Origin of the sequence: Streptomyces sp. NPDC053069 (assembly GCF_044546895.1) — a bacterium.
In the GTDB taxonomy this organism is placed as follows: domain Bacteria; phylum Actinomycetota; class Actinomycetes; order Streptomycetales; family Streptomycetaceae; genus Streptomyces.
In genome coordinates this window covers 38,393-57,759 of the sequence record NZ_JBITZN010000003.1, presented here as the reverse complement: position 1 = coordinate 57,759, position 19,367 = coordinate 38,393, and the positions used below count along the sequence as shown (strand labels likewise).

Below are 19,367 nucleotides of genomic sequence, written 5' to 3'. Positions count from 1 at the left end.
CACATGCCCGCCGTGCGTCCCGTTCCTTACGTCCGGCTCACCGCAGCACGCTCAGCGACAGCGCGAAGCGACCCTGAGCGTCCGTCCACCAGTGAGTCAACTCCAGGCCCGCTGTGGCCAGTTCGGCCCTCACGCCGTCCTTGCGGAACTTGGCCGACACCTCGGTGCGCAGCTCCTCGCCCGCCGCGAAGTCCACGGCGAGGTCCAGCGCGGGCACCTTCACGGTCTGTGCGGTACGGGAGCGCAGCCGCATCTCGATCCATTCCCGCTCGGCGTCCCACAGCGCCACATGGTCGAAGGCGTCCGGGTCGAAGTCGGCGCCCAGCTCGCGGTCGACGACGGACAGCACGTTCTTGTTGAACGCGGCCGTCACCCCGGCCGCGTCGTCGTACGCCCGGACCAGCACCCGTTCGTCCTTGACCAGGTCCGTGCCGAGCAGCAGCCCGTCACCCGGCGTGAGCAGCGCGCGCACGGAGGCCAGGAACCGCGCGCGTTCGTCGGGCAGCAGGTTGCCGATCGTGCCGCCGAGGAAGGCAAGCAGCCGCGGCCCGGGGGTGGCGGGCAGGGCCAGCGGGGCGGTGAAGTCGGCGATCAGCGCGTGGACGGCGAGGTCCGGGTGGTCCGCGACCAGCGCCTTCCCGGCCTGGGTGAGGGCGCTCTCGCTGACGTCGACCGGGACGTATGCCGCCGGGGCGAGCGCGTCGAGGAGGTAGCGGGTCTTCTCCGAGGAGCCCGAGCCGAGTTCGATCAGTGTGCGTGCCCCGCTGGCCGCGGCGATCTCGTCGGACCGGGTGGCGAGGATCTCGCGCTCGGCGCGGGTGGGGTAGTACTCGGGCAGCTCGGTGATCTGCTCGAACAGTTCGCTGCCCCGGGCGTCGTAGAACCACTTGGGCGGCAGCCACTTGGGATTGACGGTGAGGCCGTGCCGGACGTCGGCGCGCAGCGCGGCGTCCGTCGCGTCCTCGGGGAGGGTGCGGGTGACGTGCAGGGGGCTCACGTACAGGGCTCCTTCGTTGATGGGGGTCCCCCCGCTCGAGCGCAGTCGAGAGTGGGGGAGGACGCGGGATCCTCCAGCGGTGCGAGCAGCACGCCGGCGCGGCTCGCGGTGAGCACGGTGCGGTCGGGGACCTCCTGCCAGAGCGGATCGTCGTCGTAGGGCTCGGAGGCGACGACCGTGCTCAGGCCGGGCTCCGTGCGGTACCAGAGGGTGTCGCCCCAGGCGGTGGCGGCGATCGTCGCGCCGTCGGTCAGCAGCAGGTTGAGCCGGGAGGCGGGGGCCGCCCCAGCCAGCTGCCGAACCGTTTCACCGAGGGCCTGTTCCGGCTCGTCGCCCGAGCGCAGCCGGTGCAGGACCAGCGCCCAGACGAACGCCGAGTCGGTACGGGCCTGCAGCGACAGCAGCTCGACCGGGGGTAGCGCGGACACCAGCGGGGCCGCAGAGTCGGGCCAGCCCGCGAGGACGCCGTTGTGGCTGAACAGCCACCGGCCCGACGCGAAGGGCGCCGCGGCGGCCTCCGCGTCCGCGCCCGCGAGCGTCGCGTCCCGTACGGCGGCCAGTACGCAGCCGGAGCGCACCACCCGGGCCAGGTCGGCGAAGGACAGGTCCGCCCAGATCGGTCCCGCACGCCGGTAGCGCGCCGGGACCGGATCGTCCGGGGCGTACCAGCCGGCCCCGAAACCGTCGGCGTTGACGGTCCCGTAGCGCTGCCGCCGGGGCGCCCACGACTGGCGCAACAGGCTGTGCTCGGGCTCCACGAGGATCCGGCCGAGCGGTACCTCGGGCCCCAGATAGGCCAGGTGACGGCACATCAGACGGCCGCCGAGCGGACGGTGCGGAACCCGGAGAAGATCTGCCGCCGGATCGGGTAGTCCCAGTTGCGGAACGTGCCCCGGCAGGCCACAGGGTCCACGGCGAACGACCCGCCGCGCAGCACCTTGTGGTCGGAGCCGAAGAACACCTCCGAGTACTCCTTGTACGGGAAGGCCTGGAACCCCGGGTACGGCAGGAAGTCGCTCGCCGTCCACTCCCACACATCACCGATCAACTGGCGTACCCCGAGCGGGGACTCACCGGCGGGATAGCTGCCGGCGGGGGCGGGCCTGAGGTGCCGCTGGCCCAGGTTGGCGTGTTCCGGCGCCGGGTCCGCGTCGCCCCACGGGTAGCGCATCGAGCGGCCGGTGGCCGGATCGTGCCGGGCGGCCTTCTCCCACTCCGCCTCGGTGGGCAGCCGGCGCCCGGCCCAGCGGGCGTAGGCGTCGGCCTCGTACCAGCACACGTGCAGCACCGGCTCGTCCGGCGGGACCGCCTCGGTCACCCCGAAACGGCGGCGCAGCCAGCGGTCGCCGTCCCGGCGCCAGAACAGCGGGGCCGTGATCGTGTGCTGCTTGATGTGGGTCCAGCCCTCCGGTGTCCACCAGCGCTCTGTGTCGTAGCCGCCGTCCTCGATGAACGCCTGGTACGCCGCGTTCGTCACCGGGGTGGTGTCGATCCAGAACGGCGCCACCTCCCGGGCGTGCGCCGGGCGTTCGTTGTCCAGCGCCCACGGCTCGGCCGAGGTGCCCATGGTGAACGGGCCGCCGGGCACCAGCACTTCGGCGGGACCGGTGAACAGCGGAGCCGGTTCGGGGTCCGGTGCGGTGAGCGCCTGCGGGCCCTTCCTGAGCTGATGGGTGATCAGCATGGTCTCGTCGTGCTGCTGTTCGTGCTGGGCGATCATCCCGAAGGCGAAACCGGCCTCGGTCAGCCGGGTGCCGTGGAAGTCCGCCTTCTCCAGCAGGTCCATGACCCGGCCGCGCACCTCGGCCGCGTAGTGCCGGGCCTCGGCGGGTGGCAGCAGCGGCAGTGCGGGCCGCTCGGCGCGCGGGTGCTCGAAGGCGTCGTAGAGGCTGTCGATCTCGGGGCGCATGGCGTCCCGGCCGCCGACCGCCCGCAGCAGCCACAGCTCCTCCTGGTTGCCGATGTGGGCGAGGTCCCACACCAGCGGGGACATCAGCGGCGAGTGCTGGGCGGTGAGGTCCGGGTCCTCGACACAGCCGGTCAGCAGCGTGGTGCGGGCACGGGCGGTGGTCAGCGAGGTCAGCGCGCGCTCCCGCAGCGCCTCGGTGTCCGGCTCCGTCGTCCCTGCCGTCGTGGTGTCGGTCTCGGGGGCGGTCATGTGCGGATGTCCTTCCTCCCGTGGGCGGTGGGGGTGCCCCCGGTGCGGCCGGACCGGGCGGGGCGCGGGTCGCCGCCGTCCAGCCGGTCCAGCAGGTCGTGGGCCGGACAGCGGCCCCGGGCGACATAGCGGTCGCGGTACGCGGCCACCGCGTTGGTCACCTCGGCGGTGGCGCCGAGCCGGGGCAGCGCCTCCAGCGCCGCCGCGAAACACAGCTCCGCGGCCTCGCGCAGTTCCGGGTCGGCGGGCCCGCACCGGGCCGCGTCCGTCCACAGCGGATTGTGCGGGGCGGGCAGGTTCAGGGCCCGCTCCGCGAGGGGCTTCACGCTCCGGTACGCCGTCTCGGCGGCCTCCGGATCGTCGAACAGCGCCGCCGTCACCGCGAGCGGCACGATCCAGCCGTCGTCGCCGGGCTGCGCGTCGATCATCCGCAGCTCCAGATGGCCGCGCGGCCGCACCGGCGGGAACAGGGTGGTCAGGTGGTAGTCGAGGTCCGCCCGGGTGGGCGGCCGGGGCGACCGGGAACGGGTCCACTCGCGGAAGGTGAGCCCCTCGGGCACCTCCCACGGCCCGCTGTCCCGGCGCACGCACATCACCGGCGCGTCCAGGACATGCCGGGCCCAGGCGGCCCGTGGGTCGCCGTCCAGCGGGGGAGCGCCCGCACGGCCGGCGCCGATCTCCAACCACAGCAGCTGCCGGGTGGACAGCCAGCCCGTCGGTTCGCTGCCGAGCAGGGGGGAGTTGGCGAACGCGGCCACCAGGACCGCCCCCAGCGTATGGGCCAGCCACCAGCGCCGCTCGTGCCCGAGCGGGCCGGGTTCCTCATGACCGGCGTCCACGCAGACCTGCACGGAGGCGGAGGTGCACATCATGTGGCGGCCCGCCGGGCCGGTGCGGTCCAGGCAGGTCTCCATCGCGTCGTAGCGCGGTTCGTGCAGGAACCTGCGGGGGGTGTGCCAGGGGTCGTGGCCGATGCCGACCAGACCGAGATCGTGCTCGGCGAGGACGGCGCGGACGGTGTCCAGGTCGGCGGAGACGGTGCCGATGCACTCCATCAGGGAGGCGGCGGGCGGCGAGCTCAGCTCCAGCTGGCCGCCGGGCTCCACGGTGAGCGGCGACCGCAGGGGCACGGCCCGCAGCGCGGCGTACGCCGCTTCGAGTCGTTCGGGTGTCACGGGGAGCTGCGGCATGCGCAGCTCGTGTATCAGCCACTCCAGCTCGACACCCAGCGCGCGGGGTGGCCCGGTCTTGAAGCAGATGCCCCGGACCAGGGCCTCCACCTCGGCTTCGGTGATGGCGGTGCGGTGGTCCGTACAGTCGCCACCGTCACTCTGTGAATCGGACATGTCGGGATCCTCCTGAGATTCCACCATGCCACCGGCCTGGTTCAAGCACCGGGCCGGGCAGGCACGGGTCCCACCCAAAACCCTTGAGCCGCTTCGCACAAGGGTGCCCCGGCGGACGTTCCGGATCGGTCATCTCCGTTTTCGTAGGCGTTTTCGGGCTGTTCCGGGCCGTTCCGGGGGCGGGAAACTCCGTTGCACCGCATCACCAGCATCGCCCAGGATGCATGCATGAGCACGACGGGGGAGGCCGCGCGGGCCGCGGTCACGGCGTCCACGGGGGTGGCGCCGTGAGCGCGCGCCTGCCGGCGAGTGAGCCGAAGGCTGAGGCGCCCCGCGGGCGAACGGAAAGACGCTGCATCGCCGCGGAGACGGAGCAGATCGTGGCGGCGGGCCGGTACCGCGCGCCGGACGGCCGGGAGGTGTCCCTCGCGGCGGAGATCCAGGCCGCGCGGGATGGTACGCGGATGCTCGGTCCGGAACCGGTTTCCGTGTCACAGAAGGGCGGGACCAGTGTCGACACCGTTGTCGAGGTCACCGGCGAGAGCAGCCTCGAAGCCGCCCGCCGGCTGGCCGGCGCTCCGGTCGCCGTACTGAACTTCGCGTCCGCCCGCAATCCGGGCGGCGGCTTTCTCAACGGCGCGCAGGCCCAGGAGGAGGCCCTGTGCCGCGCCTCCGCGCTGTACACGTGCCTGCTGACGGCCCGCTCCTTCTACGACCATCACCGAGCCCACCGCGACCCGTTCTACACGGACCGGGTGATCCACTCACCGGCCGTCCCGGTCTTCCGTGACGACCGGGGCCGGCTGCTGACCGAGCCGTATCTCGTCGGCTTTCTGACCGCGGCCGCCCCCAACGCGGGCGTCGTACGGCGTACGCAACCGGAGCGCGCCGCCGAGCTGCCGGGCGCCCTGGCGGTACGGGCCGAGCGGGTGCTGGAGACGGCCGCCGCGCACGGCTATCGCGGTCTGGTGCTCGGCGCCTGGGGCTGCGGCGTGTTCCAGAACGACCCGGCGCAGGTCGCGGAGGCGTTCCGGGCGCTGCTCGGCCCCGGCGGCCGGTTCGCCCGGACCTTCGAGCACGTGGTGTTCGGGGTGCTGGACCGGACGCCGGGGGCGGTGGTGCGGGAGGCGTTCACCCGGGCGTTCCCCTGAGGGCCGGGCCGAGGCGCCGTGGGCCGGTCAGGTCCAGCCGTAGCGCTCGTGCAGCCGCTGCCGGACGAGGTTGAACCGCATCCGGTCCAGCGCGCACGCCTCACGGCGCATGCCCTCCTCGTGCAGCCGCAGCACCCGGTCCACGTCCACCCAGGAGTCCCGGCCGGTCCGGTCCCACGGGCCGCTGCCGATCGCCACCCACTCCCGGTCGCCGTCGTGCCGCTTGCTGGACAGCTGTACGGCGAGGAAGGTGCCGGCCGTCTCCCGGGCGACGACCAGCACCGGGCGGTCCTTGCCCCGGCCGTCGTTCTCCTCGAAGGGCACCCAGGTCCAGACGATCTCGCCGGGGTCCGGGTCGCCGTCGTGGGCCGGGGAGTACTCGGTGCGCACCCGGCCGACCTCGCGCGGGTCGGCCTCGGTGGTCGCGTGGGGGCCGTACCGGCCGGGGACGTTCTCATCGGTATACGTGGTCACGCAGGCACCCTAGGCCCTGGTGGGCCGTACCGGGAGCGCAAGGGCCTCCCGACGTCGGCACGTTGTGCGGCGGGGCCGGGCCGGCGGTGACCGGCGGCTGTGCTTGGTGAACCGGGTCATGGGCCGGCGGCGCGTCGACGGCCGGGTGTGCGTGACCGGCGAGCGCGCGAGGGCGTGGCCGGTACGGGCGGTCAGGCGTCGGGGCGCGTGCCGATCCGCATGCCCGGGCGGCGCTGATGCACGGTCACATAGGTCAGCCCCGCCTCACCGGCGGTGATGCTGCGCGGCGCGCCGTGCGGCAGCCAGACCAGGGCGCCCTCGGCGAGCGGCTCGGGTTCGTCCGCGGGGCCCGCGCCGAGCACACCGCCCCCGGCCACGACCAGAACCATCACATCCAGCTGCGATTCGGTGTGGGCGGTGATCCGGCCGCCCGGAGCGAGCCGGACCACGTTGGCGTCGAGCTGCCGTCCGCTCTCGGACAGCTTCCACAGCACTCCGCCCGGTACCGGCGGAGCCTCGGCCAGCGCCCGGGCGTCGCACAGCACGCGTGCGTCCCCCGTGGTGCGGCCGGCCGGCCCGGTGCGGATCGCGGACCGCGATGTCATCTGGTGATCCTTTCGGCTCTTCCGCGTCTGCGGACGTCCTGGCCCCGGGCGCCCTGGCCCCGGATGTCCCGGGGGTACCGGCACCCACTGCCTTCCCCCGACCACCCTACAATTTATACGTGTAGGATTCGTAAAAAATACGCGCAGGTGGGAGAGGGGCCCGGACATGACCACGCGGCAGAGCCCGCGCCGCCGAGAGGTGCTGGACGTACTGCGCGCCGCGCCGTCACCGCTCGGCGTCGCGGAGACGGCCGAGCGCATCGGCGTCCACCCCAACACGGTGCGCTTCCACCTGGACGCCCTGGTGGCCGACGGCCTGGTCGAGCGCCGCGCCGAGGGATCCCCCGGACCCGGCCGGCCCCGCACCGTCTACACCGCGCGTCCGGGTATGGACCGCGGCGGCACGCGTGACTACCGGCTCCTCGCCCGCATCCTGCTCAGCAGGTGGGCATCCGCCGACCCGGCGACGGCGCGGACGGAGGCGATGGAGACGGGCCGGGCGTGGGGTGCCTTCCTCGTGGAGCCGCCGCCACCGTTCGAGGAGTCGACGGCCGGGCGTTCGGTGGCCGCACTCCTCGCGCTGCTGGACGAGCTGGGCTTCGCGCCGCAGCCCGAAGGAGCGGACGGGACCGGCGGACCGCCCCGGCGGATCCGGTTGCGGCACTGCCCCTTCCTGGAACTCGCCGAGGAACACGGCCGGTTGGTGTGCCCGCTCCATCTGGGCCTGATGCAGGGCGCGTTGGCCCGGCTGGACGCCCCGCTGACGGCAACCGGCCTGGAACCCTTCGCGGACCCCGACTCCTGCGTGGCCCACTTGGCCGCGACCACCGCCGCCTAGCCCCGCCGGGTCGACAGGCGCGCTCAGGCCGCCGCACCGTGCGCCGAACAGCCGGTCCGGCCCGCCCCCGAGGAACCACTCCCGCCGAACTCCACCCGCCGGCCCCGGCGGAGAAAGGCCCCGCCGATGAACGCCACGTCCGCCGCCACCGCGAGCGCGGTCACCTTCGTCTGGCTCGGCATGGTGCTGGCGATCTCCTTCCTGGAGGCCCCGCTGAAGTTCCGCGCACCGGGCGTGACCATCCCGGTCGGCCTGGGCATAGGCCGACTGGTCTTCCGCGCACTGAACGCCGTGGAGGTGGTGCTGGCCCTCGTCGTGATCGCCGCGCTCGCCCTGGGCGGGGCCCCGGCCGGGATCACGGCTCTGACGGCGGTCGTCGCGGTGCTGCTCCTCACGCAGCTGGCCGTCGTCCGGCCCTCCCTCAACCGCCGGTCCGACCGGATCCTCGCGGGGGAGGAACTGCCCCGTTCCCGCAGCCACTTCTGGTACGTGGGGCTGGAGACGCTCAAGGTGGTGGCCCTGCTGGCCCTGGGAGTCGGCCTGCTCGCGGTGTGAGGGCACCCCGATGCACCCCAACCCGGCGGCCGATCACGCAGGGCCGCGGACCGGGGCCGCGGCGGGCGGGCCGGATGGCGAGTGCCGCCAGCCGTGATGTGACCGTTTCCAGCGACACCGGCTGCGACGGACTCGGCCGGTGACGCGGCTCAGCAGCTGCCGCCGACGGGCCCGAGCCGGCTCGGGCGCTCGGCCATCGCCGCCGCCGGCGGCCTTCGGGCAGCGGCGGACGTTCCCCGGCATGCAGTGCCGGGACTTCGCCGGCACAGGGACGCGGACAGGTGCGCTTCCCGGCGGGCGGCAGCTGATCGAACGCTCATGGGACCGGCCTCAGGCGGCCCGCGGTTCAGGGGCCGGCTCCGGCGGCCACCGTTCGTGCCAGCGCAGCTCCGCCTCCACCTGGGCGGCGACGGACACCAGCAGCGGTTCGCTGTGGGCGGGCCCGAGCAGCTGCGCACCCACCGGCAGGCCGTCGCCGACGAACCCCGCGGGCACGTTGACGCCCGGCCAGCCCAGCACGTTCCACGGCCACGCGTACGGGCAGGCGGCGATCATCGCGCGGTCCGTGGCCAGCCCGCGCCGCAGCCGGTACAGGGCACCGATCCGGGGCGGGGGAGCGGCCGTCGTCGGCGCGAGGATCAGGTCGTAACGCCCGAAGAACCCGCCGATACGGCGGTGCAGCACCGCCTCCGCGCGCCGGGCCGCCCGCAGCGGGGCCCCGCCGAGCAGCCGGCCGAGCCGGGCCGCCTCCCGGGTGCGCGGGTCGAGCAGCGCCGGGTCGGGGGCCTCGCGGACCCAGTCGGCGATACCGGCGGTGGCGCGCGGCACGAAGGTCAACCCGATCTGCCCGTACGGCGGATCGGCCTCCTCGACGTCGTGCCCCAACGCGGCGAGCTGCTCGGCGAGTTCGACGACCCGGGCACGGATCTCCGGGTGCAGCCGGGCCGGTACGGCGGTGAACGGAGGCTTGAGGGACAGGGCGACGCGCAGCCGGCCCGGGTCGCGGCCGACCGCGTCCGCCACGGTCAGCGCGGGCGGCCGGTGCGGGTCCCGGTCGTGGTTGCCGCTCGCCGCGTCCAGCAGCAGGGCCGCGTCGGCGACGGTCCGGGCGAGGGTGCCGTTGACCGTGATGCCGTGGAAGGACTCGCCGCGCGGCCAGGTCGAGATACGGCCGCGCTGCGGCTTGATGCCGATCAGGCCGGTCCACGAGGCCGGAATGCGCACCGATCCGGCGCCGTCCGAGCCGAGCGCGGCGGGGACGAGTCCGGCGGCGACGGCGGCGGCCGAGCCCCCGGACGAACCCCCGGGCGTGTGCCCGGTGTGCCAGGGATTGCGGGTGTCCCCGAACGCCTCTCCCTCGGTGAACGGCCACTGTCCCAGCTCGCACGTGTTCGTCTTGCCGACGATCACGGCACCGGCCGCACGCAGCCGCCGTACCGCCTCCCCGTCCTCGGCGACCGGCGGGAACGCGCCCCGGCAGCCGAACGCGGTCGGCTCGCCGGCCACGTCCATGTCGTCCTTCACCGCCACCGGCACCCCGAGCAGCGGGAGCCGCGCCCCGGCGGCCAACTCCCGGTCGGCGGCGTCGGCTTCGGCGAGCGCGGCCTCGGCCCGCACGATCCGGAAGGCGTTCAACGTGCCCTGCGTGGCCTCGATCCGGCCCAGCGCCGCCTCCACCAGCGCACGGGAACTCACCTCTCCCGTGGCGAGCGCACGCCGGGACTCCACGAGTCCGGCGCAGTGGTCGTGCGGCATGGGCGGCCTCCGGGAGACTCCGGGGAACGGTGTCTACTGAACGGTAACGTCGGAAGGGGGCGTGCGTACGGCTTTCGCACGGATGTCTGCGACGGCGGCCGCCCGCGTTCCGGCCCTCCTGAGACGGCCTCAGGAACGCAGGCGCGCCCTCACCGCCCCAACAGCCGCCGCAGCCAGGCGAGTCGGGCCGCCCGCGCCGCGCGGGACAGGGCGGCATGCGGGGCGAGGGTGTCGAAGCCGTGGAACGCGCCCGGCCAGACGTGGAGTTCGGCCTCGCCGCCGCACTGCCAGATACGGGACGCGTAGGCGACCACCTCGTCCCGGAAGGTCTCCGCGGAGCCCGCGTCGAGATAGGCCGGGGGCAGACCGGACAGGTCACCGGCGCGGGCGGGGGCGGCGTACGGCGGGACGCCGGGGCCGCCACGGCGGTCGCCGAGCAGTGCCGTCCAGCCGGTCTCGTTGGCGGTGCGGTCCCAGAGGCCGACGCCGGCCATCTGGTGGCTGGAGACCGTGTCGTTGCGGTCGTCGAGCATCGGGGCCAGCAGCACCTGGCCGAGCAGGCGCGGGCCCTGCCGGTCCCGGCTGAGCAGGGCGAGCGCCGCGGCGAGGCCGCCGCCGGCACTGGCACCCACGACGACGATCCGGTCCGGGTCGGCGCCGAACTCCCGCGCGTGCCCGGCGGTCCACAGCAGACCCGCGTACACGTCCTCCACCGGCGCCGGGTGGGGATGTTCGGGCGCGAGCCGGTACTCCACCGAGACCACGACCGCGCCCAGCTCGCGCGCCCACTCCAGGGGCTGTTCCACGCCGGCCCGGTCGGTGCCGAGCATCATGCCGCCGCCGTGCACGTGGTAGAGCACCGGCAGCGGGGCCGCGGACTCGGTGCGGGCGGGGCGACAGAGCAGCAGGGAGACGTCCGGGGCGCCCTGCGGGCCCGGCACCGCACGGTCCTCCACCTCGAAGGCGCCGTCCAGGGTGAGGTCCAGCAGACCGCGCAGCTCGCTGCCGGTGGCCCGGGCGGACGCCAGCTCCTCCAGGGTGAATCCGGGCGCGGCCGCGTCCCCGAGCAGGGCGAGCGCGGCGGCGAGTTCCGGGTCGAAGGGCGGCGGGACCAGCGGCGGCATGGGACCTCCTGACGTGGCGTGGTGACGTACGGCACCGAGAGGGCGTGTCGGCGCACGAGGCCTGCGCGGCCCACGAGGCCTGACGCGGCCTTACGAGGCGTACGAGCGGCGGAGCGCGGCGCCGTACGTGCGGCAGGGCCACTGCCGTGCATGCGGCGTGGTCGCTGCCGGGCGAGCGGCTCCGCGGGGCGCCCTGTGCGCCCGTCGGACACCTACCCCGTGGGGGCCCGGACCGACCTGCCACGGGGTAGGTGTCCGACGGCCCGCCCGTGAGCCGTCCGGCGGCCCGTCCGTCAGCCCGGGGGTGCCGTACCGGGCCGGCGCGGGCAGCCCGGCCGCGCTCGGCGTGGCGGGTGACCGCCGGTGCTGCCCTCGGCCCGCCGGGGAACGGCTCGTGTTCGGCGGGGGTGGGCGGCCTCCGTCGGCCGGCGGGGACGGCGGCCACTGCGAGACCAGGGAGGCGCACACGGAGAAGGGGGCCGGACGGAACCGGCCCCCTTCACGTGATACGCCTCGGCCTTCACGGTGACACGCCTCAGGCAGCCGCGGCCTCGCCCACGTTGCCGTGCAGACGGGCGACGACCTCGGTCAGCTGGGCGGCGACCTCGGCGTCGTCGACCGGGTGGGTCTCGGCGAAGCGGGTCACCGAGCTCGGGATGGAGAGCTTGATGTCCTCGATCACCTTGCCGCCGGCGATGCCCACGGCCTTGCGGGCCTCGTCCTGCGCCCACACGCCGCCGTACTGGCCGTAGGCGGTGCCGATGACGGCGACGGGCTTGCCGCCGAAGGCGCCGGCGCCGTACGGACGGGACAGCCAGTCGATGGCGTTCTTCAGGACGGCCGGGATGGTGCCGTTGTACTCGGGCGAGAAGAGCAGGAAGGCGTCGGCGGCCTGCGCGGCCTCACGCAGCTTCGCGGCGGTGGCCGGCACGTTGCCCTCGACGTCGATGTCCTCGTTGTAGAAGGGGATCTCGGCCAGGCCCTCGTACAGCACGACCTCGGCGCCGGCGGGAGCGAGCTTGACGGCCGCCTCGGCGAGCTGGCGGTTGTGCGAACCGGCGCGGAGGCTGCCGACGAGCGCGAGGATGCGGACAGACATGGGAACTCCAAGGGGCTGAAACATCGCTGTTACGATCCGGACCAGGGTCCGATTAGATTTCTACCACCTTAAACGGACCGCGGTCCAGTTTTGTTCCGGATGCTTTACGCTGGCTTCATGTCCAGCGCCTTGCCCCCCTTCCCGCCGTCTCCTGAGCCCCCTGACGGACCTCGACTGCTGGAGGTCGGTGCCTCCCCCGAGGGGCCGTGCCTGCGTGCCGACGCGGCGCGCAACCGGGCCCGGCTGCTGGATGCCGCCGCCCGGCTGATCGCGGAGCACGGCGTGGCCGGGGTCACCATGGAGGCGGTGGCCGCCGCGGCCCAGGTGGGCAAGGGGACGGTGTTCCGGCGCTTCGGTGACCGCACCGGGCTGCTGATGGCCCTGCTCGACCACTCGGCTAAGCAGTTGCAGGCCGACTTCCTGGGCGGGCCCCCGCCGCTGGGGCCCGGGGCGCCGCCCCTGGAGCGGCTGCGGGCGTTCGGCGTGGCGGTGCTGTACCGCTCGGACGAGCGACTCGACCTGCAACTCGCCGCCCAGACGGAGCCGACCCGCCGGTTCTCCCATCCGGCGCACCAGGCTCTGCGCACCCATGTGCTCATGCTGCTGCGGCAGATCGTGCCGGACGCCGACTGCGAACTGCTCGCCCAGACGCTGCTGGCCTCACTGGACCCCGCGCTGATCCACTACCACACCAGGCAGTGCGGGCTGCCCATGGAGCGGCTGGAGGCCGGCTGGATCGACCTGGTCGCCCGGGTGACCGGCACGCCACCGCCCCGCTGAGAACAGGCCGGCGGATCGGCGGGACCACGTCGCCGGGCGAGGCGGGGGCCGGCGTCGTGGGTTGTGCGGAGGTGTGGGTTCGCCAGGTGGGCGGGGGCGGGTGCTGTCGGGTGACGCGGGGTGCAGGCCTCGTCGGACTCCCTGGCGTCGCTGCCCCACAAGCCTCTAAGGTCGCCCTGGTCGCCCTGGTCGCCCTGGTCGCCCTGGTCGCCCTGGTCGCCCTGGTCGCCCTGGTCGCCCTAGTCGCGCTGCGCCAGTGGCCCCGTCGGTTGCTCCGGTCCCGCCCCGCAGGGCTCGTCGGCCGCCCGGTTCCGCCGGCCGTAAGCCTCGTCGATCGCTGGTCGTGCCGCCCGGCAAGCCCCGCCGGCCGCCCGAGCCTCGCTGCCCAGTAAGCCCCGTCAGCCGCCCAGCAAGCCCGCCGGCCACCCCAGTGCCGCCGCCACGTAAGCCCCGTCAGCCGCCCCCGCGCCAGCTCGGCCCCCTGCCCCGTCGGTGCCGCGGATCCCCGGCCGCCCGGCAGTCGGCGCGCTGAGCGCCCGCTGGGCGTCGGTCGGGCAGGGGCTCGGGCCGTGAACATGTCGAGCAGCGGCTGTGGCGCGTCCGCGCGGGAGACGGTGTGTGACAGTGCCCCCGAGAAGCGCGGGCTCGGTGGGCCGGATCTCGTGGAACGGTGAACGACGTCGCCCCGCCTGCTCCCGGCTCCCGCCCCTCTGTAAAGATGCGCAGTGTCATGGTGCAGATACCGAACACGCCCACGAGTGCCGACGTGGCCCGCCTGGCCGGCGTCTCGCGCGCGACCGTGTCCTACGTCCTCAACAACACCAGCGCCGTACGGATCAGCGAACCGACGCGCCGGCGCGTGCGCGAGGCCGCGCGGGAACTGGGATACGTCCCCCACGCCGCCGCCCGCAGCCTGCGTGCCGGGCACAGCCGCATGGTTCTCATGCCCGCCCCGGCGATCCCGGTGGGCCCCCTGTACAACAGGTTCCTCAACGAGCTGCAGTGGGCGCTCGGCCGGCTCGACTACACCGTGGTGCAGTACGGCACCGTCGGCCTCCAGGGGGACGAAGCCGCACGTGCCTGGGCGGAGTTGCGGCCGGTCGCCGTCCTGGTGCCCGGCGCGGAGCTCGGGCCGCAGGGCGTCGGCGTCCTCAAACGCTCCGGTGCCCGTGCCGTGGTCACCCTCGGCCCCGAACGCGTCGACGGCGCGCACGCCCTGCTGATGGACCACGACGCCGTCGGCCAGAGCGCGGGCGCCCATCTGTACGCCCGGGGCCGGCGCCGGATCGGTGTCGTGGTGCCCGAGGAGTCGGGCCTGGAGGTCTACTCCCGGCCCCGGCTCGCCGGAGTGCGTCAGGCGCTGCACGGCACCGACGCCGCCGTGACGGAGCTGCCGCTCGCGTACACGGAGGAAGCCGCCGCGAAACTCGCCTCGCAGTGGGGGGAGTTGAGCCTGGACGCGGTGTTCGCCTACAACGACGAGTACGCGATGCTGCTGATGCGCGCCCTGCAGGACGAGGGGCTGCGCATCCCCGAGGACGTGGCCGTGATCGGCGCCGACGACCTGATGCTGGGCCGGCTGCTGCGGCCCCGCCTCAGCACCGTCCACATCGAGCTGCCCTCGGGCCGCGACCTTGCCGAACTGGTCGACCGGGCGGTGCGCGACCCCGGCGGCGAGCCCGAGGTGCACACGGTCCTGGGTGCCTCGGTGATCCGCCGCGAGTCCAGCTGACCCGGCGCCGGCGCCGTCCCGCTCCCCGTGAGTACCCTGCCGGGGGTTACTCGGCGCCGCCCTGCTGGGCCGCGATGCTCTTGCGGACCTCGTCCATGTCCAGGTCGCGGGCCTGCCCGATGATGTCCGCCAGGGCGGGCTCCGGGAGGGCGCCCGGCTGGGCGTAGACGGCGACCTTGTCCCGGACGATCATCAGCGTCGGGATCGACTGGATGCCGAAGGCCGCGGCCAGCTCGGGCTGCGCCTCGGTGTCCACCTTGCCGAACACCAGGTCGGGATTGTTCTCCGCCGCCTTCTCGTACACGGGCGCGAACTGCCGGCAGGGCCCGCACCACTCCGCCCAGAAGTCGATGAGAACGAACTCGTTCTCCGTGACGGTCTGGTCGAAGTTCTCCTTGGTCAGCTCCACGGTGCTGCTCATGGTGTGCTCCCTCATTCCTAGGTGCGGGCGAAGCCGTGGGCACAACACGGCCACCCGGTGACGTATTCCGCGACGTGTCCCGCGCCCCTACCCGTGTGGCCGTGGCGCACACCACCCACCAGACTGACCCCATGACGGAAACGGAAACCATCGCGTACGACGTCGTGGTGATCGGGGGCGGGCCCGTGGGGGAGAACGTCGCCGACCGCACCCGTGCGGCCGGGCTCAGCACCGCGCTCGTGGAGAGCGAACTGCTCGGCGGCGAGTGCTCCTACTGGGCGTGCATGCCCAGCAAGGCCCTGCTCCGGCCGGTCATCGCCCAGGCCGACGCGCGCCGCCTGCCCGGTCTCGCCCGGGCGGCCCAGGGCCCGCTCGACACGCCGGCCGTCCTCGCCCGCCGGGACGCGTACACCTCCCACTGGAAGGACGACGGCCAGGTCGCCTGGCTGGAGGGCACCGGCGCCGACTTCCACCGCGGCCACGGGCGCCTCGCCGGACCCCGCACGGTCACCGTGACCGCCCCCGACGGCACGGTCACCACCCTCACCGCCCGGCACGCCGTCGCCGTCTCCACCGGCACCCGCGCCCAGCTGCCCGATCTGCCCGGCCTCGACGGGGTGAAGCCCTGGACCAGCCGCGAGGCCACCAGCGCCCGGTCCGCCCCGGGCCGGCTGATCGTCGTCGGCGGCGGTGTCGTCGCCGCCGAGATGGCCACCGCCTGGCAGGCCCTCGGCTCCCGGGTCACCCTGCTGGTGCGCGGCAAGGGCCTGCTGAACCGCATGGAGCCGTTCGCCGGGGAACTGGTCGCCGAAGCGCTCACGGACGCGGGCGCCGACATCCGCACCGGCACCTCCGTGGAGTCCGTCACCCGTCAGAACGGCACCGTCGTCGCCGTCACCTCCGCCGGCGACCGGATCGAGGCCGACGAGATCCTCTTCGCCACCGGCCGCGTCCCGCACACCGACGACATCGGCCTCGACACCGTCGGCCTGGAGCCCGGTTCCTGGCTGGACGTCGACGACACCCTCCGCGTGACCGGCACCGACTGGCTGTACGCGGTCGGCGACGTCAACCACCGGGCCCTCCTCACCCACCAGGGCAAGTACCAGGCCCGCATCGCCGGCGCCGCGATCGCCGCCCGCGCGTCCGGCGACCCCGTGCCGGACGAGCCGTGGGGCGCGCACGTGGCCACCGCCGACCACCACGCCGTACCGCAGGTCGTGTTCACGGACCCCGAGGCAGCCGCGGTCGGCCTCTCCCTCGCCGAAGCGGAACAGGCCGGCCACCGCGTCCGCGCCGTCGACGTCGCGTTCTCCTCCGTCGCGGGCGCCGGCCTGTACGGCGACGGCTACAAGGGCCGCGCCCGCATGGTCGTCGACCTGGAGGACGAGATCCTGCGCGGGGTCACCTTCGTCGGCCCGGGCGTCGGCGAACTCATCCACTCGGCGACCATCGCCGTCGCCGGCCGGGTCCCGGTGAGCCGGCTGTGGCACGCGGTCCCGTCGTACCCGACGCTGAGCGAGGTGTGGCTGCGGCTGCTGGAGGCGTACCGGGACAACTGAGCTGTGCTCTACGGCAGTTCGAAGCCGAGCGCGTCGGCCGCCGCCCGGGGCGTCGGCTGGTTCCACAGCGCGGCGACCGCCTCGTTCGTGGACAGGGAGCGCGGTTCGGCGCGGTCCAGATAGAGCATGCCGTCGAGATGGTCCGTCTCGTGCTGGACGATCCGCGCGGGCCACCCGGTGAACAGCTCGTCCAGCGCGCGGCCGTACTCGTCCTCGCCGCGCAGCCGCACCTCGGCGTGCCGGGCCACGACCGCCTGCCAGCCCGGCACGCTCAGGCAGCCCTCGAAGAACGCCGCACGCGCGCTGCCGACGGGCTCGTACACCGGATTGACCAGGACACGGAACGGCTGCGGGACCCGGCCCCGGGCCACCGCCACCTCCTCCGGTACCGGGGCCGGATCCTCGATGACCGCGATCCGCAGGGCCACACCGACCTGCGGCGCGGCAAGGCCCACACCGGGCGCGGCGTGCATGGTGACGCGCAGGGCCTCGATGAAGCGGGCGAGCAGGGCCGGGCCGAGCTGACCGTCGTACGGCTCGGTACCGCGCCGCAGCACCGGCTGCCCGGCGGCGACGATGGGCAGGGGGCCGCCGGCGGCGAGGAGTTCCTCGACCCGCTCGGCGAGCGGCGCGTGATCACGGGGAGGTGCCATCGCGTCAGCATGCCATGCCCTCTTGGCACTCCCTGTGTCACCGGTCACCAAAACCCCGGAGAACTCCGCCCCTTGGCGGCCCGGCCACCGGACCGTCGCCGTACTCGGCTCCTTCGTGCCGCTGCCCGGCATCCCGTCGGCCGCCTCCCTCGCCGTCGACATGGTCCTCGGCGGATCGCACACCGACGCGGACCCTGCACCTGCGCATACGAAGGTGCGCCCGGCATGAAGTAGCGTGGGCCGACACGCCGACGCCGGAGGGAGACGGAGATGGTGCGGGAAGGCGGCCGGGGCCGGCGGCGCGGGCAGGGGGAGCTGGAGGGCCAGGTCCTCGGCGCACTGCGCGAGGCGGACGGACCGGTCACCGCGGCCTGGGTGCGGCAGCACCTCGGCGGCGACCTCGCCTACACCACCGTCGTCACCATCCTCACCCGGCTGCTCGCCAAGGACGTCGTCTCCCGCGAACGCCACGGCCGCTCCTTCCTGTGGACGCCGACGGCCGACGTGGCCCGGCTAGCGGCCCTGCGCATGCGCCGTCTGCTGGACGGCGAACGGGACCGCGAGGCGGTCCTGGCCAGCTTCGTCACCGCCCTGCCGCCGGGCGACGAAGAGATCCTGAGGGCCCTGCTCGACGCCCCGCACACCGGCGGCGCGGGTACGGAAGACTGACCGGTCATGGGGGTATTCGTCTTCCTGCCGCTGGTGCTGCCGCTGTCCGCCTGGCCGGTCGCCCGGCTCGCCGAGACACGGCTGCATCCGCGCACCGCGACCCGGCTGCTGACGGCGGTCGCCCTCGTCATGGCCGTCTGCAGCACGCTCTGTCTGGCCCTGCTCATGGTCGTCGGCACCGCTCAGCTGCCCGGCAACCCGCTCCCGGACGGCTGGTCCGACCCGCAGGTACGGGCCGCCGTCCCGTACGACGAGATCGCCGGCCGGGCCGCCATCCCCGCCCTCGCCCTGGTCGCGGGCGGCTGCGTCCGTACGCTGCGCCGGCACCTCCGGGTCACTCGCCGCGCCCGCCGGGCCGTCGCCGCGCTGCCGGGCCGGACGGTGGCGGTGCTGCCCGACAGCACGCCGTACGCCTACGCCCTGCCCGGCGGCCGGGGACGGATCGTCGTCACCACCGCGCTGCTGGCCGGGCTCACCTCCGCCGAGCGGCGCGCCCTGTTCGCCCATGAACGTGCGCACCTGACCGCCCGCCACCACCGCCGGCTGCTCGCCACGCACCTGGCCGCCCGCGCCAACCCGTTCCTGCGGCCGCTGCGCACCGCTGTCGTCTACACGGCCGAGCGCTGGGCGGACGAGGAGGCGGCCCGGGCGGTGGGGGATCGGCGCACCGTCGCACGGGCCATCGGCACGGCGGCCCTGCTCTCCGCCGGCACGCCGGCCCCCACCCTCGCCGCGCTCGCGGCCACCGGTCCGGTGCCGCGCCGGGTCGCCGCGCTGCTGGCCCCCGCACCCGTGGCCCGCACCTGGCCGCCGGCCTTCACCTCGGTCGGCCTCGCTGCGTGGGGCGCCGCCGCCGGAGCGCTGGTGTCCGCGATGTCCTCGGCGAACTCCGCCGTCACCCTGTTCCTGCTCCTGCGCGCGACGGCCTCGCTCTGATCCCGGGGGACGGATCACCTGGTTTCTTCGTGCGCCACGCCTGCCGCCCCACCGCAGTGGCCTTCGCCCCCTCCCTCCAGTTCACTCCTGCGGGAAGTCGCCCGCGAGCGCCGAGGCGATCCTCAGATGCTGCTCCGCTTCCTCGTGCCGGGCCTGCCGCTGGAGCGTACGGCCCAGCATCAGGCGGGCGTAGTGCTCCACCGGGTCACGCTCGACGATGACCCGCAACTCGGCCTCGGCTAGGCGCAGTCGGGCCGAGTGGTAGTAGGCGCGGGCCAGCAGCAGCCGGGGGCCGGTCTGCTCCGGCACCTCCTCCACCAGCCCGGTCAGCACCCGCGCCGCGCCGGTGTAGTCCTTGGCGTCGAAGAACTGCCGCGCGCGCTCCCAGCGCTCGGCCGGCGTGCCGTGGTCGTAGTACGTGGTCTCCACTTGCGTCTCCACTCGTGACCTCCTTCGACGGCCACAACGGAACACAGTTGTTTAATATTCCACCACCTTGGATCACCGGCACG

22 protein-coding genes are annotated in these 19,367 nt (G+C 74.4%); 10 read left to right on the top strand and 12 right to left on the bottom strand.

Features of this window, described 5'->3' with window-relative positions; genetic code table 11:
• Positions 1–37: 37 nt before the first annotated feature.
• From egtD to egtA, 4 genes are read right to left on the bottom strand one after another with little or no spacing between them, the layout of a single operon-like run.
• Positions 38–997, bottom strand: a complete 960-nt coding sequence (gene egtD, locus ACIGXP_RS07245; RefSeq protein WP_399765037.1) for an L-histidine N(alpha)-methyltransferase — start codon at positions 995–997, stop codon at positions 38–40.
• Positions 994–1,809 carry an ergothioneine biosynthesis protein EgtC gene (gene egtC, locus ACIGXP_RS07240; protein WP_399765036.1) on the bottom strand — a complete coding sequence of 272 codons (816 nt, stop codon included), beginning with the start codon at positions 1,807–1,809 and terminating at the stop codon, positions 994–996. The genes egtD and egtC overlap by 4 nt, the downstream gene beginning before the upstream one ends.
• Positions 1,809–3,155, bottom strand: coding sequence for an ergothioneine biosynthesis protein EgtB (egtB, locus tag ACIGXP_RS07235; RefSeq protein ID WP_363215565.1), 1,347 nt, complete (start codon positions 3,153–3,155; stop codon positions 1,809–1,811). Before egtB ends, egtC begins: the two co-directional genes overlap by 1 nt.
• Positions 3,152–4,501 carry an ergothioneine biosynthesis glutamate--cysteine ligase EgtA gene (gene egtA / locus ACIGXP_RS07230; protein ID WP_399765034.1) on the bottom strand — a complete coding sequence of 450 codons (1,350 nt, stop codon included), beginning with the start codon at positions 4,499–4,501 and terminating at the stop codon, positions 3,152–3,154. The genes egtB and egtA overlap by 4 nt, the downstream gene beginning before the upstream one ends.
• Before the next feature lie 287 nt (positions 4,502–4,788).
• On the opposite strand from egtA, the gene ACIGXP_RS07225 reads away from it, so the two are divergent.
• Positions 4,789–5,652, top strand: coding sequence for a TIGR02452 family protein (locus ACIGXP_RS07225; protein ID WP_399765031.1), 864 nt, complete (start codon positions 4,789–4,791; stop codon positions 5,650–5,652).
• 27 nt (positions 5,653–5,679) lie between these two features.
• On the opposite strand, the gene ACIGXP_RS07220 is transcribed toward ACIGXP_RS07225, so the two are convergent.
• Together ACIGXP_RS07220 and ACIGXP_RS07215 are read right to left on the bottom strand one after the other, a co-directional pair.
• Positions 5,680–6,126 (bottom strand): type II toxin-antitoxin system PemK/MazF family toxin, encoded by a 447-nt coding sequence (locus tag ACIGXP_RS07220; protein WP_399765028.1) that lies wholly within the window; start codon positions 6,124–6,126, stop codon positions 5,680–5,682.
• 191 nt (positions 6,127–6,317) lie between these two features.
• Positions 6,318–6,731 (bottom strand): hypothetical protein, encoded by a 414-nt coding sequence (locus ACIGXP_RS07215; RefSeq protein WP_363215569.1) that lies wholly within the window; start codon positions 6,729–6,731, stop codon positions 6,318–6,320.
• Positions 6,732–6,897: 166 nt separating this feature from the next.
• On the opposite strand from ACIGXP_RS07215, the gene ACIGXP_RS07210 reads away from it, so the two are divergent.
• Positions 6,898–7,569: a helix-turn-helix transcriptional regulator gene (locus ACIGXP_RS07210; protein ID WP_399765024.1), complete on the top strand. Its 672-nt coding sequence runs from the start codon at positions 6,898–6,900 to the stop codon at positions 7,567–7,569.
• Positions 7,570–7,695: 126 nt separating this feature from the next.
• Positions 7,696–8,124, top strand: coding sequence for a hypothetical protein (locus ACIGXP_RS07205; RefSeq protein ID WP_399765022.1), 429 nt, complete (start codon positions 7,696–7,698; stop codon positions 8,122–8,124).
• A gap of 330 nt (positions 8,125–8,454) precedes the next feature.
• Here the strand turns inward: ACIGXP_RS07205 and ACIGXP_RS07200 are convergent, their stop codons facing one another.
• The 3 genes from ACIGXP_RS07200 to ACIGXP_RS07190 form a co-directional block, all read right to left on the bottom strand.
• Positions 8,455–9,879: an amidase gene (locus ACIGXP_RS07200; protein WP_399765019.1), complete on the bottom strand. Its 1,425-nt coding sequence runs from the start codon at positions 9,877–9,879 to the stop codon at positions 8,455–8,457.
• Positions 9,880–10,028: 149 nt separating this feature from the next.
• Positions 10,029–11,003: an alpha/beta hydrolase gene (locus ACIGXP_RS07195; RefSeq protein WP_399765016.1), complete on the bottom strand. Its 975-nt coding sequence runs from the start codon at positions 11,001–11,003 to the stop codon at positions 10,029–10,031.
• Positions 11,004–11,538: 535 nt separating this feature from the next.
• Positions 11,539–12,102: an NADPH-dependent FMN reductase gene (locus ACIGXP_RS07190; protein ID WP_363219296.1), complete on the bottom strand. Its 564-nt coding sequence runs from the start codon at positions 12,100–12,102 to the stop codon at positions 11,539–11,541.
• 99 nt (positions 12,103–12,201) lie between these two features.
• On the opposite strand from ACIGXP_RS07190, the gene ACIGXP_RS07185 reads away from it, so the two are divergent.
• From ACIGXP_RS07185 to ACIGXP_RS07175, 3 genes are all read left to right on the top strand, one after another.
• The gene (locus tag ACIGXP_RS07185; RefSeq protein ID WP_399765012.1) at positions 12,202–12,882 is read left to right on the top strand and encodes a TetR/AcrR family transcriptional regulator; all 681 of its coding nucleotides are present in this window, start codon (positions 12,202–12,204) and stop codon (positions 12,880–12,882) included.
• 110 nt (positions 12,883–12,992) lie between these two features.
• Positions 12,993–13,274, top strand: a complete 282-nt coding sequence (locus tag ACIGXP_RS07180) for a hypothetical protein (protein WP_399765009.1) — start codon at positions 12,993–12,995, stop codon at positions 13,272–13,274.
• Positions 13,275–13,612: 338 nt separating this feature from the next.
• Positions 13,613–14,614 (top strand): LacI family DNA-binding transcriptional regulator, encoded by a 1,002-nt coding sequence (locus tag ACIGXP_RS07175; RefSeq protein WP_399765006.1) that lies wholly within the window; start codon positions 13,613–13,615, stop codon positions 14,612–14,614.
• Between the two features lie 46 nt (positions 14,615–14,660).
• On the opposite strand, the gene trxA is transcribed toward ACIGXP_RS07175, so the two are convergent.
• A complete protein-coding gene (trxA, locus tag ACIGXP_RS07170; protein WP_363219293.1) occupies positions 14,661–15,035 on the bottom strand; it encodes a thioredoxin in 375 nt (124 codons plus the stop codon).
• Positions 15,036–15,166: 131 nt separating this feature from the next.
• Here trxA and ACIGXP_RS07165 point away from each other — a divergent pair, with 131 nt between their 5' ends.
• Positions 15,167–16,597 carry an NAD(P)/FAD-dependent oxidoreductase gene (locus tag ACIGXP_RS07165; RefSeq protein ID WP_363219292.1) on the top strand — a complete coding sequence of 477 codons (1,431 nt, stop codon included), beginning with the start codon at positions 15,167–15,169 and terminating at the stop codon, positions 16,595–16,597.
• Positions 16,598–16,605: 8 nt separating this feature from the next.
• On the opposite strand, the gene ACIGXP_RS07160 is transcribed toward ACIGXP_RS07165, so the two are convergent.
• Entirely contained in the window at positions 16,606–17,250 is a 645-nt protein-coding gene (locus ACIGXP_RS07160) for a peptide deformylase (protein WP_399765002.1), read from the bottom strand.
• A 22-nt stretch (positions 17,251–17,272) separates the two neighbouring features.
• Here ACIGXP_RS07160 and ACIGXP_RS07155 point away from each other — a divergent pair, with 22 nt between their 5' ends.
• Genes ACIGXP_RS07155 through ACIGXP_RS07145 form a run of 3 tightly spaced genes read left to right on the top strand, consistent with a single transcriptional unit; the run spans position 17,273 to position 18,855 of the window.
• Positions 17,273–17,479, top strand: a complete 207-nt coding sequence (locus ACIGXP_RS07155) for a hypothetical protein (RefSeq protein WP_399764999.1) — start codon at positions 17,273–17,275, stop codon at positions 17,477–17,479.
• Positions 17,480–17,520: 41 nt separating this feature from the next.
• On the top strand, positions 17,521–17,919 hold the full coding sequence (locus ACIGXP_RS07150) for a BlaI/MecI/CopY family transcriptional regulator (RefSeq protein WP_399764996.1): 399 nt from the start codon (positions 17,521–17,523) through the stop codon (positions 17,917–17,919).
• 6 nt (positions 17,920–17,925) lie between these two features.
• The gene (locus ACIGXP_RS07145; protein WP_399764993.1) at positions 17,926–18,855 is read left to right on the top strand and encodes a M56 family metallopeptidase; all 930 of its coding nucleotides are present in this window, start codon (positions 17,926–17,928) and stop codon (positions 18,853–18,855) included.
• Positions 18,856–18,936: 81 nt separating this feature from the next.
• Here ACIGXP_RS07145 and ACIGXP_RS07140 read toward each other — a convergent pair whose 3' ends face one another.
• Complete coding sequence (locus ACIGXP_RS07140; RefSeq protein WP_363219298.1) at positions 18,937–19,284, bottom strand: tetratricopeptide repeat protein; 348 nt, start codon at positions 19,282–19,284, stop codon at positions 18,937–18,939.
• Positions 19,285–19,367 lie beyond the last annotated feature (83 nt).

Coding starts and splice junctions, on each gene's coding strand:
- egtA (WP_399765034.1), bottom strand. CDS start 4,501: ATGTCCGATTCACAGAGTGACGGTGGCGACTGTACGGACCACCGCACC.
- ACIGXP_RS07165 (WP_363219292.1), top strand. CDS start 15,167: ATGACGGAAACGGAAACCATCGCGTACGACGTCGTGGTGATCGGGGGC.
- ACIGXP_RS07175 (WP_399765006.1), top strand. CDS start 13,613: ATGGTGCAGATACCGAACACGCCCACGAGTGCCGACGTGGCCCGCCTG.
- ACIGXP_RS07205 (WP_399765022.1), top strand. CDS start 7,696: ATGAACGCCACGTCCGCCGCCACCGCGAGCGCGGTCACCTTCGTCTGG.
- ACIGXP_RS07200 (WP_399765019.1), bottom strand. CDS start 9,879: ATGCCGCACGACCACTGCGCCGGACTCGTGGAGTCCCGGCGTGCGCTC.
- egtC (WP_399765036.1), bottom strand. CDS start 1,809: ATGTGCCGTCACCTGGCCTATCTGGGGCCCGAGGTACCGCTCGGCCGG.
- ACIGXP_RS07150 (WP_399764996.1), top strand. CDS start 17,521: ATGGTGCGGGAAGGCGGCCGGGGCCGGCGGCGCGGGCAGGGGGAGCTG.
- ACIGXP_RS07160 (WP_399765002.1), bottom strand. CDS start 17,250: ATGGCACCTCCCCGTGATCACGCGCCGCTCGCCGAGCGGGTCGAGGAA.
- ACIGXP_RS07190 (WP_363219296.1), bottom strand. CDS start 12,102: ATGTCTGTCCGCATCCTCGCGCTCGTCGGCAGCCTCCGCGCCGGTTCG.
- ACIGXP_RS07215 (WP_363215569.1), bottom strand. CDS start 6,731: ATGACATCGCGGTCCGCGATCCGCACCGGGCCGGCCGGCCGCACCACG.
- ACIGXP_RS07195 (WP_399765016.1), bottom strand. CDS start 11,003: ATGCCGCCGCTGGTCCCGCCGCCCTTCGACCCGGAACTCGCCGCCGCG.
- ACIGXP_RS07185 (WP_399765012.1), top strand. CDS start 12,202: ATGCTTTACGCTGGCTTCATGTCCAGCGCCTTGCCCCCCTTCCCGCCG.
- ACIGXP_RS07210 (WP_399765024.1), top strand. CDS start 6,898: ATGACCACGCGGCAGAGCCCGCGCCGCCGAGAGGTGCTGGACGTACTG.
- egtB (WP_363215565.1), bottom strand. CDS start 3,155: ATGACCGCCCCCGAGACCGACACCACGACGGCAGGGACGACGGAGCCG.
- trxA (WP_363219293.1), bottom strand. CDS start 15,035: ATGAGCAGCACCGTGGAGCTGACCAAGGAGAACTTCGACCAGACCGTC.
- ACIGXP_RS07145 (WP_399764993.1), top strand. CDS start 17,926: ATGGGGGTATTCGTCTTCCTGCCGCTGGTGCTGCCGCTGTCCGCCTGG.